Raw genomic sequence first — 13,124 nt, 5'->3', positions numbered from 1 at the left:
AAACGATGGCACGTTTCGATACGCTCTGTGAACAGCTGCTGAATTCTATTTATCCTAACACTTTTCATTCGAGTTCGTGAGTTTGATCGCATGGTTGACTGGCTCGAATCGCCCACCGCACTCTCTGAACAATACGCAGATGCTACGAATCTGAATGCTCGCATCGCGCTTCACGAACAGTATAGCACTGCTGAGACTGGCCTTCGAGAGTGGCAGTTTGATCAGCTCGCTCGTGACGCTGTCGACGTTCTCGCTGTCGGGTGCGGCCCAGCGGATCTCTGGGCCGAGAACTGCGAGCGAATTCCATCAGCGTGGTCAGTGACGTTGACAGACTTCTCTCGAGGAATGATCGAGGATGCCCATGAGAATCTCGCTGACTGTGACCGGACGTTCGCGTTCGGAGCGGCTGACGTTGCTCGTCTGCCATTCGAGGACGACTCTTTCGACGCGGTGACGGCCAACCACATGTTGTACCATGTTCCGGACCGCGAGGACGCTATTGCCGAACTGCGACGCGTTCTGCGACCTGATGGGACACTTTATGCCACAACGAACGGCGAGCAAAATATGGTCGAGCTGTACGACGTGCTCGAGGCTGTGCTCGGTGAACGGCCCGCACGCGCAACGGCATTTACGCTCGAAAACGGTGGCTCACAACTCGAACAACACTTCGATGACGTTCGGATTCGGCGATACGAGCACTCGTTGGCTGTCACTGATCCCGACGCGCCAGTCGCATACGCCCTCTCGCGTGACGATGTCGATCACTCGCTTGCGTCGGATCTCCACGAAGCGTTCGCAGAAGCGTTCGAGAATAAGGAGGGTGATCATGACAGTGACGGTGGCGATGACGATGATGGAGTGTTCCACATTACCAAAAGCGTCGGGATGTTCCGTGCGAGCTCGTAGGTTCGAACAGCGAGTTATCGGTATTCCTCGACATCGACGACCTGTTTGGTCTTCGGGTGGGTGAGGTCATCATCTCCGGAAACCACTGGCGCGTCGAGTTCGCGCCCGACCGCTGCGATCAGCGCGTCTGGGCTGTCGAGGTATGGTCCGCCTGGTGCAATTTCGTCCACGATTGTTCCTGCCATGACAGCTGTGTGCTCATCAACGGGATAGACATCAACCCATGCTAGATCGGCGCGGGCGTCGTCGATGTCTCCGTCCGAGAGGTTTCCTTCGCCGACGAGCACCTCGGCGAACGCTGGAAGCGGGGCGACCCAACGGATATCGTCACCACCGTTTTTCTCGTAAAACGTGCGAGTCACCTCGCGGCCGTCAAGGTAATCGATTAAAAATGTAGCGTCGAGGATCTTCATGTAGTCTCCTCAGCCCGCTCACGTATCCGGCGTTTTCGCGTTTCCTTTGCCTTGCGCCGTTCTTCACGGATATGTTCGGCTGTCTCGTTAGACCATCGACCGAATCCATCATAGAAGTTCCCTGTGTCCTCTTCGGCGAGGATGCGCTCAAGCACGTCGTTGTAACTCTCACCCTCTCTCCTTCGCCGGTTGATCTCGTGCTTCACCGTCTCACTGACTCGGATCTGTTCGTTCGCGATTCCCACCGTACGTTGACATTAGCGTTGACGATACCTTGTCTTTTGATCCGGGGGGTCGCGTACGTAGGACGAGGTGAGTATGTGCTGGAATCATCAGGAAATACTAGATGAAACCGGCTCTGCGGAGAATCAACTCAGAACGACGCACGCGGCGATGCTCGCCCAGAATGCAGGCGTTGACACACTCGTTCTCACCCGTCTCAGTCCACAGCTTGCCAGTCCCGAATCGCTCGAACGGGGAATCGAGGAGGTGACGCGTGTCTACGATGGCAGAGTGATCGTCGTCGAGGAGTTCGAGTGGCTCTCACCGTAGTGAATTCGTTCGTCAAGCGAACAGTTGTGGCCCGAACACCATCAGCATCAGTCCAGTGAACATACTCAGACCGATGACGGTCGTGATGGTTCGGGTCACTATCCGACCGTTCGAGATCGGGAGCCGCGAGACGAGTGCTTCGGTGCTCGTCCGCAGGATGTGGCCACCGTCCAATGGGTACGCAGGAACGCAGTTGAAGAAGCCGAGATTGATGTTGATCCATCCGGTCCAGAATAAGATATTGGCCAAAAGGAACACTCCGTCACCGAAAAAGCCGAGCGGTCCACTGACTGTATAAAAGTTCGTGATCGGATCGATGAAGCCTGCGAAGTTGTATTGGGAGATCCCCACAGCTCCGGCAAGTGGAAGGAACAGGACGCTCACGGACTTGCTGATGAACTCTTCGATGCCGATCGGACCGTTCCCACCGAGTGCAGTGAGGAACTGTTGGGAGGGATAGACGAACACACCGAAGTCGTCTGCGACAATCCCACCAGTGCCACGTTGGACGTTGATACCGAGGTAGCCATGCTCTCCGGGGCCGTTCGTGAGCGCTATGTTGTACTGCTGTGGTGTGCCATTGACGAAGGCTGTCACGTTGACAGTATCTCCGGGTGACGTATCAGACAGTGCTCGCGTGAGGTCGTTCGATGTAACGATCCGTTCACCACCAATGCGGGTGATGACGACCTCGGCATCAGCAGCGTCAACTTGGTTCGCAAGCGGGCCTCCCTCCTCCATCTGTCCGACGTACGCCCCGGCGATTAATTCGAAACTTCCCTTGTCGGTGGTCACCGTCGTCTTCGGATTCGCTTCGAGCCTGCTGTGCAGTTCCGCTCGGGTCGAAACCGGCTCTCCGCCGATCTCCTGAATGTGGGGTGGTGGCCCACTCGTATTGACGCCCTCCACGACGCTCGGTGTCGAATGTGTCAGGAACAACTCGCGGGTAACTGTGACATTCCGTTCGTTTTCTCCGTCATCAACCGTCACCTCTACCTGTTTGTCCTGAACTTCGGTGAGTCGCTGGTCAAGCTCGGAGGCATTAGCGATTGACTCGTTATTGATCGCGGTAATACGGTCCCCCCGATCGATATCCGCGTTTGCAGCTGGTGAGCCGGGGACGATATCCCCGACAGGCGCACCCGGTGCAACGCCGATCGATCCGATAACGGGACCAAACAGAAGCATGAAGCCGAGCACCGAGATGGCGAAATTATTTGTCACACCAGCAGCGAACATCCGCGTCTGGCTCCCTCGGTCTGCTTTGATTCTGCTCTCTTCTTTTGGCTCGACGAACGCACCGATGGGAATGATCGCCAACAACGCGAGCCCCATCGAGTCGATATCAATGTCAGCAACCCGGCAGAACAAGCCGTGGCCTCCTTCGTGGACGACCAATCCGAGGAGCAACCCGAAGACGATTTCCGGTGCCACTGCCAGCGGGAGGAAGTCGTTTACGCCCGGGATGACCAGCACGTTTTGCGGTTCGCTCACGGCGGTTGGCTGTGGGTTCGACACTGCCTGTACGCCCGCGAGAATCACCATCAGAAACACACCGACCATCATGACGAGCGAGATCCCAACGCCGAAATTCCCCCACGCACGCCAGAATCGTTTCGGACTGGCGAGTCGATCGAGGAGCACTTTCCCATACTGCGTGTGAAGCGTCGTGATCGGTCCCTGCGCGCGAACTTGCGGGGGAAGCAATCCTCGCTTTTGGGCGGTCGCTACAATGATCATATAAATCACAAGACCGCCAAGGGCCAACCAGAGCGTATCGACCATCGTTAGTATCAAGCACAGGCGCTCGTATGAGCCTTATCTTCTTTCGTTCTATCCGTTCACGATTGTGCGCTTACTGCTCGATTGATTCTCGACGCAGCCGTTCGAGTACGAAGTTTTGGTTCATTGCTGCGAGGAATGGTCCAAGACGGGGCCCGTCTGGTTGATCGAGGAAAAGTCGATAGCCGAGTTCGAAAAACCTACTCACATCGACGTCGTTTTCTCGGGCACAGTCGTAGATCTGTGCCTGAAGTGCCTCCCCGTCTGGATTTTCCTGTTCAATGAACTCAGCAAGAGCACTGAGTGCCGCCGTCTCTGGATCGGAAACCGAGACCTCCGGGAGCGTTTCGGCGAGTCTGTAGTTGTACTCATTGTCCGTCTGCACCGCCCAGTTTCGAGCGTTCTCGACCCGCGAGAGCGCGTCATCGATGACCGACACAGACGCGTCGTCAGGGAGATGTCCGCTTCGGCGGGCCATGGTTTCTCGCAGGTTTTCGTCGTCGGTCATCCCGAGCACGGCGGCGAACGTATACGGAATGCGCACCCGTTCATCTCGACTTTCTTCGACGACCATCGGATACGCGCGGTCTGCAAGCGCGCTCTCTCTGTCGGTCGTTTCGACTTCATCGAAAAATATGGATTCGAAACGATCGAACTCGTCGACGAGCTGATCGAGCCGCCGCACGTCGAAGTCGCGGGCCCGATTCGGATCCTTCGTGAAGAAGTAGCGAAACACCTCGGGTTCGAGGATCGAGAGCACATCACGCACCGTGAGGATATGTCCAGACGAGGATGAGAGCGCTTCTCCGTTGTAGGTGAACCACTCGTACACCATCGGAACGGGTGGTTCGCTGTCGAGTAGTTCACGAGCGATCTCCTCCCCGCTTGGCCACGAGCCTTCGGCGTGATCTTTTCCGAACGGCTCGAAGTCCACTCCCAGCACCTTCCACTGGGCTGGCCACTCGAATCGCCACGGGAGCTTTCCTTCTCGGAACGTTGCCGTTCCTTCGTGCCCACAGCCTTCGATGATCTGGTTCCCCGCTTCGATCGACTCACAGACGTAATCGACCGTTCCAGCGTCGAGGTCAATACCGGTGACTGTCTCGGTCAGATGCCCACACTCCGAACACTGCGGAGAGAACGGAACGTACGATTCGTCGACTTTGTCCTGATACGCAGATAGCAGTTCGTAGGCGCGTTCACGTTGTTCGAGCAACTCGCGTGTCACAGCTTCGAACGCACCCTCCGCATACAGTTCAGTATTTGAGAGTATCTCGATCGGGACCCCCATTGCTTCGGCGCTTTTGCTCAGCAGCTTGGTCTGATGGGCACCGAATGACTCACAACAGCCGAATGGATCCGGCACGTCAGTCAACGGCTTGCCGAGATTCTGTCCGAGTGCGCCTGCGTCGACGTCACCGAGACCGACGATCTCCCAATCGAGTGAAGCGAGCGTTCGCGGCATTCCACGAAGCCGGTCTTTATCATCGCTCGTGAACACTTGATCAACTTCGTAGCCCCGCTCACGGAGCACCTCGGCCACCAGATATCCCCGAATAATCTCGTTCAGGTGGCCAATGTGAGGGACACCGGACGGAGAGACGCCACCCTTGACGATGATCGGTTCGTCTGGATTGCGAGCTTCGATCTTATCAGCGACTGTGTCGGCCCAATACACCCGATGCTGGTCCTCTGCGGATTCATCGCTCTCTGGGTCTGCTTCCGATGGGGTGAGCGGGTCTTCGTCCGACGGTGGAAGCCGTTCTTGATCCTCGCTTTCGTCTGTTTCGTGCCCTTCGGGTTCTGGCGTCATGGAACGACCTCTGTGCCGTCGTGCTCTCCCGATTCGACGGCCTGTCGGACTGTTTCGGGGTCGGCTCCGTTCAAGACGATTGTTCGAGTTCCAGAACGCTGGATGAGCTTCGCTGCGGGGAGGTCGACCGGTGCATTGCTCCCGGCGTTCATCTCGATATCTGCGATAATGTCGACGAGATCACTCGTGGTGAGTTCGTCATAGTGAGTCGCATCGGGATCTTCGTTCGGGTCCGCACTGTATACGCCAGCGACGCTCGTCGCGTAGACGAGCAGATCAGCGTCGACAGTTTCTGCCAGTGCAGCCCCGACAGCGTCGGTCGTCTGTCCGGGGATCATTCCACCCATGACCGGAACGTCACCCCATCGAAGCGCAGCGGCAGCGTCCTCGTACGTCTCGAACGGCGTTGGCGCGGCCACTTCCTCGAGGGCGGCGATGAGAAGACGAGCGTTGAGTCGCGTAACGTCGATCCCGATCTGATCCAGCGCTATCTCGTTCGCGCCAAGGTCTCGAGCGGTTTCGATATACTCGCGAGCGACGCGTCCACCTCCCACGACGAGACCGATCTCGTGTCCCGAAGCGAGGAGCGATTCGACACAGTCGGCGTACGATCGCACCCGCTCACCGTCGAGATCCGGTGCGAGAACACTCCCACCGACACAAACGATTGCTCTCATTGTCCCGCGTAACCCTGTTACCCGCTTAAGCGTTGTCAAGGCGTGCGGTGACAGCGAGACAAGGCTAAAGCCGTTTGGACAGCGTAGTCGAAGTATGTACACAGTCGCCGTCGTCGGCCCGCACTCGTCCGATCTCATCGAGCGACTCGTGGGGAATCTCGCTGCCGAGCACGCTGTCACGACCATCTCGCGGCTCCCGGTCGCTCCCGCCCCAGGATTCGAGGACGCAATCGGATACACAGCCGAAGGTGCTGGTGTTTCTCTGGGTATCAACCAGAATGGATGGACTGCCCACGCCGGACAGGAACGATCGCTCTCGGACACCCTCGATAGCCTTGCCTCCGAGTACGACTACTGTTTCCTCGATGGTTTCGAGGACACGACACGCCCAACTATCACCATCGAGCCGGAAGAACACGCTGGCGAAACGATCGCAACAGTCAAAGACCCGCTCAGCGACGAGCTTGGTGCTCTCATCAACGCTATCGACGCTACCGAACCTCACGTGACGCTCGAATCGCTCGTTGCAGACGTGAAACGCTCCCCACTCGCAGAGCGATCGGGAGCCATCGCAACGTTCACCGGTCGCGTGCGCGGGAAAGACAGTCCAGACGACACACCGACCGAACGACTCACGTTCGAAACCTACGCCGGTGTTGCAGAGCAACGTATGTCGGCTATCAGCGACGACCTCGAAGAGAGAGAGGGCGTCTACGAGGTGTGTATGCACCACCGGACCGGCGTCATCGAAAATGGCGAAGATATCGTCTTCGTAGTTGTTCTTGCCGGTCACCGCGAAGAGGCGTTCCGAACCGTTGAGGACGGCATCAATCGGCTCAAAGATGAAGTGCCGATCTTCAAAAAAGAGGTTACGACTGACGAAGCGTTCTGGGTTCACGAACGGTCGTGAGTCGCGCGCCAACTGTGATTCATTTGTAATCGCTACCGCTACGAAAATATTTATAAATAACGAGCTAGTGAATATACTGATGACTGACGGAGTTGGGAATATGATTCTCAACAATCATAAAACAGTTTGAAGGCCTCAGATCGAGTTTTAAAACGTCTAATGGTTTTTCGTGCTGTTGTGAAAGGAACCTTTTAGCCGTATTCATCGTCAGGAGACGCAAATTAATCCTAGCTTTCCTCTGGCTATATGCTGCTATCGGTGAAGGAGAAGATGTGGTGAAATGAATGAGCGCAACTCCCTCCACAAGCAGTAATGAAGAGCGCCTCAACGCTGGAAGCAAAGAAGAGCGGCTTCAGACGTATCTTCGCCAGCGAACCGAAGAGGGGAACGGTGAGGTCTATTTCAAGAGTAAGTTCATCGCGGACGATGTTGGTCTCTCTCCGAAGGAAATCGGTGCGCTGATGCTCAAACTCTGCGACTCCGCCTCTGACCTGTCGATCGAAAAGTGGTCGTACACGAGTGCGACGACGTGGCGTGTCACCAACGGCTGACCGCCCATCGATGTAGACTGGTCCCCTTCGCGGTCACGACACTGTCTGTCCGCTCACGGTCACTGGTTCCGTCCGTGTGCGCAGGCTGGTGTACTGACTGCATCTCTGGTAGTCCAACCAGCCCTCCTTCTCTGGCATTTTGCACTCTGTAGCGTTCCGCTTGTAGCCGCATCTTTCGTCACGGGATTTATTTTCACGGGAGTCGTTATTCCGCTAATGGCCGACATCGACGAGCCGGTGGGTGGGCCTCCTATCGAAGCGTTCTCGTCTGTCTTCGATGTCTCGGAGACTCGCAGGGACGATGAGCGGCTGCTCTATTTTGGTGAACCGACCGTCGGACCGGAACGCTTAGAACAGCACGTCTGGCCACTGTTTCGCAATCACGGGTACGAGGTCCGGCTTGCGACCGTTCAGGATGGAGAGGCCGATCCGATAACAGGCATCGAGATTACCACGAGTCGGCGTGCACTCATCGCCGAGCCACGATCAGTCGGCATCGATGGTGTCCCGTGGAAAAACATCATTTTTGCTTTGCTCACGGTTGCAACGACGCTGTTTGCCGGTCTTCGGTGGTATGGTCTGGAGATCGACGATCCGTTCGTCGTCTTTCAGACATGGCCGTTCGCGCTTGCTGTTCTCGGTGTTCTCGGTATCCACGAACTCGGTCACTACGTCATGAGTCGGTATCACCGGGTAAATGCGAGTCTTCCGTATTTCATCCCTGTACCGACCATCTTCGGAACGATGGGTGCCGTCATCAAAATGAAAGGACGCATTCCGAATCGGAAGGCACTGTTCGATATCGGTGTCGCTGGTCCTCTCGCGGGACTCATCGCTGCGATCGTCGTCACTGCCATCGGATTGCAACTAGACCCCGTTGAGGTTGAGGGCCCCATCTTCCGTATTCAGGGATTGAATTACCCACCACTTATTCAATTCATTGCAGCAGCCACCGGTGCACAGCTTTCGTACACCGATACCGCCATGCGGGTGAATCCCGTCGTTGTCGGCGGCTGGGTTGGAATGTTCGTCACCTTCCTCAATCTCCTGCCGGTCGGCCAACTCGACGGTGGACACCTTCTTCGCGCGATGCTCGGAAAGCGACAAGAAACTGTGGCCGCACTGGTGCCTGCTGGTCTGTTCGGGCTTGGTGCGTACCTCTTCTTCGTGCGCGAGTTCGCTCTCGAAGCCGTCTTCCTCTGGTTCTTCTGGGGCGTCATCGCTGTTGGACTCGCTTACGCCGGTCCGGCTCACCCGGTTCACGACGATCCACTCGATTCGCGCCGAATGGCGATCGGGATCCTCACCTTCATCCTCGGACTGCTCTGTTTTACTCCCGTCCCGTTCCAACTCGTTTGAGCCGTTAGTCCTTCGCTCCGGCTTGATAGCACCAAACAGCGCTAGCTATCGATACACTCTCTGTAGCAAATGAGATGAGACTGAGAGATGGGTTTGGTTTCATCCTCGGTCCGAACCACGTCGTTCAGACGCGTGTCGCGTCTGTCGTGGTATATCGTGTTTGCTGATACTGCCGTGATTCGCTGGTCGTCAGTTATACTTGCGAGATGTCTCGTCCCCCATCGACGTGGACGAGTTCTTCGATGGGTGGGAGATCGGCGTCGGCATCAGTGATGATCTCGATCCGGCGGGCCGTTTTCTCGGATGCGTACTCGATGAGCGGTGTCGAATCGACCGGGCTGTCCTTGTAATCGACCGTCCCTGCGACGTGTCCCATGAGTTCCTGAAGCGTGTTTTGTACGACATCTGGATCGACACCCTCCTCGGCGATGAGTCGCTGTACTTCATGCATGCCGAAGCCGACGTGTCGTCCTTCGTCGCTCCGGATTCGTGTGATGCCCTCGATGAGGCCATCGAGATGGACGGGTTCGACCGCCGACGGAAGATCTGCGCCGGTTGAGCTGTAGTTCGATTGAATGCCGTAGTACCCTGTTTGTGCGAGGACGCTTTCGATGACGAGATGGTAGTGACAGTACGCTCGTGCCCGGTCCGTCGGTGTGTCAGATTCGAGCAGCGTTTGCATTGCTTCTTCTGTCTTATCGAACAGCGCGATGTAGTCGTCGTTGAAATAGCGCTGATCGGTCGGGTTCGTCACTTCGAAGCCACGAGCCTCTGCAACCGGATCGATGACTGAACGCCAGTACCGGTCGAAGAACTGAGTGTGCTTTGCCTCCTCGTAGAGCTGTGAGGTGAGGAACATCTGTTTGTTGATGTCCTTTGTAACGAGCAACAGAGGCGTGAGGTCCTCCGTAACGGCTTCCTCGCCAGCACCGAACAGTGCGAGCGTGCGCCGCAGTCCGTCAAACTCCTGTGCTGTCTGCTCGTGGTCGATGAGCCGTTCTCGATCTTCTTCGAGCAACTCCTGCGGAATGTCTTCGTATGGATCCCAGTGGCGGTAGACGGCGTTTCGGAAATATCCCCCGGCGAATGACTCCGCGTCCAGCCGATGATCACGGCTGGTGTCTTCGATCTGTGTCATTATCGGATGAGTGTTGTATCGCGGCAAAGTTAAACGCTCGTGTCGGGTTACTCTACCGATTATTACCGAACTCGGGAAATGACTCATATACGATGTGTAAACGCTACTGCTGTTCTATTCTGTTGATTTCTGTAATCGGAGAAGATTTCCAATTACGTCGTCGTGTCAACCATAGCCAACCAAGTGACTGCTCGATTGCTGTACGATACACTCACCTCCGGCTTACGTGGCGCAGCGTGAGCGCGTTGTCGCTCGATTTGCTTTTTGGCACCAGAGGAGACCGCTCTTCCCGGTCTGATTGAACACACTCCCGACGCGTACCGTGTTGAGTCGTGCAGTTGATGGCGAGATTGATCGTTCGAATGCTCCCAGTTAGGCTGACGCTAATGGCTGTAGCCCCGATCAGGAAGTGATGCACCGTCGAGCGTTACGCCGTCGTCAGTAACTGTTCCGATCGGCGTGATAGGTGTCGGCGACAGGGATCGGACTGTCTCGACCGCGTCGGTCGTGAACACAAGCTCGAAATCCTCGCCGAAGTGGACCGCGAGTTCGTATACATCGAGCTCGTCGGTTGCGACCTCGTGGACGCACTCGTCGATCGGAAGCGCGCTGCCTGCCACGTCGAATCCACAGTCGCTCGCAGCGGCGAGCTGGTGGAGCGAACGCGCGAGGCCATCGCTCGAATCCATCATCGCGCCTGCGTGAGCAGCGATCGCTCGGCCAGCAGCGACGCGTGGCTCGAACTGGAAGAGATCGTTCGCCCGCTCTGGCTCGTGGTCGAACAGTTCGAGAGCAGCCCCACTCCGTCCGAGCGTTCCGGTCACACACAGGGTTTCACCCGGACTCGCACCAGATCGCCGAACCGGCTCGTGAGTATCTCCTACAACCGTTGTCGCAACGGTGAACTCATCGTGCCCGTCGAGATCGCCACCGACGTACTCCGCTCCGACTCGTTCACAGACTGCTCGTGCTCCATCGATGAAATCGTGGATTTCGGGCTCCTCGAACGATGGCGCAGCGTACACGGCAACAGCCGCAGTTGCATTAGCACCCATCGCGGCAATGTCCGAAAGCGACGCGCCGACTGACCGCCATCCTGCGGTGTAGCGCGTCGTTCCCTCCGGAAAATCGGTCGTCTCGTGCAGCATATCGGTCGATATCACGAGATCGTCGAGAACGGCTGCGTCATCACCTGCCAGCGGAAGCCACGAGTCGATCAGCGTGAGTGCGGCCCGTTCGTCCATGCTCGGCCTATGCGTGCATCGATGAAAACCCACCGCTATCGACGAATTGTGTGCACGAACAACAGTGACTCGATAGACATAATTCCCGAATTATTTATTTTTAATAATTGTTTGGATGTGTTGAATCCGGTGGTTTCAAGCGACCGACTGTCGGAGAGCTTGTATGGATGGCAATCTCCGGACGACAGTTGCCGGGTTCGCTGGCGCGATTGTCGTTCTTGCTGTCCTCTTCAGCCTCGTCGGGATTGGTCGGATCATCGCTGTACTCTCGCGGGCCAATCCGCTCATCGTCGCGATTCTTCCGGGTGTCGTTGTCGTGTGGCTCCTCTCGTGGGGTCTCTTGCTCCGGGTTGTCGTTAGTGTACTCGACGGTCGACTCACGGTTGTGTCATCTGTACTCATCTACACGGTGGCCATGTTCGCCAACAACATCACTCCGTTCGGACAGGCTGGTGGTGAGCCGGTGAGTGCCTATTTCATCGCCGATGCAACCGATAGCAAGTACGAGAAAGGGCTTGCAACCATTGCTAGCGTCGATGCGATCCACTTCGTTCCCTCGCTCTCACTTGCGGCGCTCGGTCTTGCCTCTATTGCGGCAACTGCGGCCCTCAATCAACGGTTACGGGCCGCAGCAGTGATCGTCGTCGGGCTCGGGATCGTTATCTTCCTCATTGCGATCTTCGTCTGGAACTTCAGAGTGCGGGTCGAGAACATCGTTGTTCGTCTCGTGATGCCTGTCGCCACGATCGTTGCGCGGCTCATTCCGAATCGAGCGCCACCGGATCGTGAGACGATTGTCGCTCGCGTTGAGGGATTCTTCGTAGCAGTCGAACGCGTCGCGACCAATCGTCGGAGCCTCGCTCTCGCATTCGGATTCGCCACGGCTGGCTGGATCACGCTTGCGAGTATTCTCTGGCTCTCACTGTACGCGCTTGGATACTCGGTACCGATCGCGATCCCGCTCGTCGTCGTGCCGCTCGGGAGCATTGCGAGCATCACCCCACTTCCTGGTGGACTTGGGGGAATTGAATCCGTCCTGATCGCGCTGCTCGTCTCGATGGCAGGGATTGACCCGGCAGCAGCCAGCGCAGCGGTTCTCCTGCACCGCACAGCCTCGTACTGGCTTCCGACGTTCATCGGGGGAATCGTTGCCTCCGTCTTCAGTGTGCAGTCACGGTCTCATCTCGAGCCACAACGTGATTCTGACTCTGAGTCCGAGTCTCGATTCCGATAGTTCGCTCGCTCGTCATCGATGTGTTTAAACAGCGCGCGCGAGGATAGACCCGTAATGACGACGTTCTACGACGTCCCGGCGGATGCGCTCATCGAGGCCGTCGCCGAGGAACTCGACATCGAAGCGCCTGAGTGGGCTGCCTACACGAAATCGGGCGTCTCACGCGAACTGCCTCCGGAACAAGAGGGCTTCTGGCAACGCCGCGCCGCTAGTCTCCTCCGGGTTGTCGCAAAAGATGGTCCGGTCGGAATCGAACGCCTACGCTCGCACTATGGCGGGTCGAAACAGGGATCGACCCGATACCGCGTCCGTCCGAGCGCGAAGTCTAAAGCCAGCGGCAACGCTATCCGAACGATGCTTCAGCAACTGGAGGAGGAAGGACTCGTCGAAACTGCCGATGGTGAGGGTCGACGAATCACGGGTGCCGGCCGATCACTCCTTGACACCACTGCCACTGACGTACTCGACGAACTCGACCGCCCTGAACTCGAACGCTACGCCTAAAAAGCGGCTATCTCTCTCACTGTGGGTGGAACGACCGG

15 protein-coding genes are annotated in these 13,124 nt (G+C 57.0%); 7 read left to right on the top strand and 8 right to left on the bottom strand.

Annotation, left to right across the window (positions count from 1 at the left end; genetic code table 11):
* The first annotated feature begins 90 nt into the window (after nucleotides 1-90).
* Entirely contained in the window at nucleotides 91-909 is an 819-nt protein-coding gene (locus tag MW898_RS15235) for a class I SAM-dependent methyltransferase (protein WP_248908619.1), read from the top strand.
* A 14-nt stretch (nucleotides 910-923) separates the two neighbouring features.
* Here the strand turns inward: MW898_RS15235 and MW898_RS15230 are convergent, their stop codons facing one another.
* Both MW898_RS15230 and MW898_RS15225 read right to left on the bottom strand, forming a co-directional pair.
* A complete protein-coding gene (locus MW898_RS15230) occupies nucleotides 924-1,322 on the bottom strand; it encodes a PIN domain-containing protein (RefSeq protein ID WP_248908618.1) in 399 nt (132 codons plus the stop codon).
* Nucleotides 1,319-1,567: an antitoxin VapB family protein gene (locus MW898_RS15225; protein ID WP_248908617.1), complete on the bottom strand. Its 249-nt coding sequence runs from the start codon at nucleotides 1,565-1,567 to the stop codon at nucleotides 1,319-1,321. The genes MW898_RS15230 and MW898_RS15225 overlap by 4 nt, the downstream gene beginning before the upstream one ends.
* A 73-nt stretch (nucleotides 1,568-1,640) precedes the next feature.
* Between MW898_RS15225 and MW898_RS15220 the strand changes: the two genes are divergently transcribed.
* On the top strand, nucleotides 1,641-1,874 hold the full coding sequence (locus MW898_RS15220) for a hypothetical protein (RefSeq protein WP_248908616.1): 234 nt from the start codon (nucleotides 1,641-1,643) through the stop codon (nucleotides 1,872-1,874).
* Between the two features lie 12 nt (nucleotides 1,875-1,886).
* On the opposite strand, the gene MW898_RS15215 is transcribed toward MW898_RS15220, so the two are convergent.
* From MW898_RS15215 to pyrH, 3 genes are all read right to left on the bottom strand, one after another.
* Nucleotides 1,887-3,659: a site-2 protease family protein gene (locus MW898_RS15215; RefSeq protein WP_248908615.1), complete on the bottom strand. Its 1,773-nt coding sequence runs from the start codon at nucleotides 3,657-3,659 to the stop codon at nucleotides 1,887-1,889.
* Between the two features lie 70 nt (nucleotides 3,660-3,729).
* Nucleotides 3,730-5,469 carry a lysine--tRNA ligase gene (gene lysS / locus MW898_RS15210; protein ID WP_248908614.1) on the bottom strand — a complete coding sequence of 580 codons (1,740 nt, stop codon included), beginning with the start codon at nucleotides 5,467-5,469 and terminating at the stop codon, nucleotides 3,730-3,732.
* Nucleotides 5,466-6,146: a UMP kinase gene (gene pyrH, locus MW898_RS15205; RefSeq protein WP_248908613.1), complete on the bottom strand. Its 681-nt coding sequence runs from the start codon at nucleotides 6,144-6,146 to the stop codon at nucleotides 5,466-5,468. Before pyrH ends, lysS begins: the two co-directional genes overlap by 4 nt.
* Nucleotides 6,147-6,240: 94 nt before the next feature.
* Between pyrH and MW898_RS15200 the strand changes: the two genes are divergently transcribed.
* Together MW898_RS15200 and MW898_RS15195 are read left to right on the top strand one after the other, a co-directional pair.
* Nucleotides 6,241-7,056 carry a molybdopterin synthase gene (locus tag MW898_RS15200; RefSeq protein WP_248908612.1) on the top strand — a complete coding sequence of 272 codons (816 nt, stop codon included), beginning with the start codon at nucleotides 6,241-6,243 and terminating at the stop codon, nucleotides 7,054-7,056.
* Nucleotides 7,057-7,340: 284 nt separating this feature from the next.
* Nucleotides 7,341-7,607, top strand: coding sequence for a DUF7123 family protein (locus MW898_RS15195; protein WP_248908611.1), 267 nt, complete (start codon nucleotides 7,341-7,343; stop codon nucleotides 7,605-7,607).
* On the opposite strand, the gene MW898_RS15190 is transcribed toward MW898_RS15195, so the two are convergent.
* Complete coding sequence (locus MW898_RS15190; protein WP_248908610.1) at nucleotides 7,594-7,779, bottom strand: hypothetical protein; 186 nt, start codon at nucleotides 7,777-7,779, stop codon at nucleotides 7,594-7,596. The genes MW898_RS15195 and MW898_RS15190 overlap by 14 nt on opposite strands.
* A 44-nt stretch (nucleotides 7,780-7,823) precedes the next feature.
* On the opposite strand from MW898_RS15190, the gene MW898_RS15185 reads away from it, so the two are divergent.
* Nucleotides 7,824-8,966, top strand: coding sequence for a site-2 protease family protein (locus tag MW898_RS15185; protein ID WP_248908609.1), 1,143 nt, complete (start codon nucleotides 7,824-7,826; stop codon nucleotides 8,964-8,966).
* A 193-nt stretch (nucleotides 8,967-9,159) separates the two neighbouring features.
* Here the strand turns inward: MW898_RS15185 and MW898_RS15180 are convergent, their stop codons facing one another.
* Complete coding sequence (locus MW898_RS15180; RefSeq protein ID WP_248908608.1) at nucleotides 9,160-10,104, bottom strand: ferritin family protein; 945 nt, start codon at nucleotides 10,102-10,104, stop codon at nucleotides 9,160-9,162.
* Nucleotides 10,105-10,487: 383 nt separating this feature from the next.
* Entirely contained in the window at nucleotides 10,488-11,348 is an 861-nt protein-coding gene (gene thiL, locus MW898_RS15175) for a thiamine-phosphate kinase (protein WP_248908607.1), read from the bottom strand.
* A gap of 163 nt (nucleotides 11,349-11,511) precedes the next feature.
* On the opposite strand from thiL, the gene MW898_RS15170 reads away from it, so the two are divergent.
* The gene (locus MW898_RS15170; protein WP_248908606.1) at nucleotides 11,512-12,582 is read left to right on the top strand and encodes a lysylphosphatidylglycerol synthase transmembrane domain-containing protein; all 1,071 of its coding nucleotides are present in this window, start codon (nucleotides 11,512-11,514) and stop codon (nucleotides 12,580-12,582) included.
* A gap of 54 nt (nucleotides 12,583-12,636) precedes the next feature.
* Entirely contained in the window at nucleotides 12,637-13,086 is a 450-nt protein-coding gene (locus MW898_RS15165; RefSeq protein ID WP_248908605.1) for a 30S ribosomal protein S19e, read from the top strand.
* Nucleotides 13,087-13,124 lie beyond the last annotated feature (38 nt).

It is taken from the genome of Halocatena marina (genome assembly GCF_023276375.1).
In the GTDB taxonomy this organism is placed as follows: Archaea; Halobacteriota; Halobacteria; order Halobacteriales; family Haloarculaceae; genus Halocatena; species Halocatena marina.
This window is presented reverse-complemented; position numbering and strand designations above follow the sequence as displayed.

Coding starts and splice junctions, on each gene's coding strand:
- MW898_RS15195 (WP_248908611.1), top strand. CDS start 7,341: ATGAGCGCAACTCCCTCCACAAGCAGTAATGAAGAGCGCCTCAACGCT.
- MW898_RS15235 (WP_248908619.1), top strand. CDS start 91: ATGGTTGACTGGCTCGAATCGCCCACCGCACTCTCTGAACAATACGCA.
- pyrH (WP_248908613.1), bottom strand. CDS start 6,146: ATGAGAGCAATCGTTTGTGTCGGTGGGAGTGTTCTCGCACCGGATCTC.
- MW898_RS15200 (WP_248908612.1), top strand. CDS start 6,241: ATGTACACAGTCGCCGTCGTCGGCCCGCACTCGTCCGATCTCATCGAG.
- thiL (WP_248908607.1), bottom strand. CDS start 11,348: ATGGACGAACGGGCCGCACTCACGCTGATCGACTCGTGGCTTCCGCTG.
- MW898_RS15170 (WP_248908606.1), top strand. CDS start 11,512: ATGGATGGCAATCTCCGGACGACAGTTGCCGGGTTCGCTGGCGCGATT.
- lysS (WP_248908614.1), bottom strand. CDS start 5,469: ATGACGCCAGAACCCGAAGGGCACGAAACAGACGAAAGCGAGGATCAA.
- MW898_RS15230 (WP_248908618.1), bottom strand. CDS start 1,322: ATGAAGATCCTCGACGCTACATTTTTAATCGATTACCTTGACGGCCGC.
- MW898_RS15185 (WP_248908609.1), top strand. CDS start 7,824: ATGGCCGACATCGACGAGCCGGTGGGTGGGCCTCCTATCGAAGCGTTC.
- MW898_RS15165 (WP_248908605.1), top strand. CDS start 12,637: ATGACGACGTTCTACGACGTCCCGGCGGATGCGCTCATCGAGGCCGTC.
- MW898_RS15190 (WP_248908610.1), bottom strand. CDS start 7,779: ATGCGGCTACAAGCGGAACGCTACAGAGTGCAAAATGCCAGAGAAGGA.
- MW898_RS15215 (WP_248908615.1), bottom strand. CDS start 3,659: ATGGTCGATACGCTCTGGTTGGCCCTTGGCGGTCTTGTGATTTATATG.
- MW898_RS15220 (WP_248908616.1), top strand. CDS start 1,641: ATGTGCTGGAATCATCAGGAAATACTAGATGAAACCGGCTCTGCGGAG.
- MW898_RS15180 (WP_248908608.1), bottom strand. CDS start 10,104: ATGACACAGATCGAAGACACCAGCCGTGATCATCGGCTGGACGCGGAG.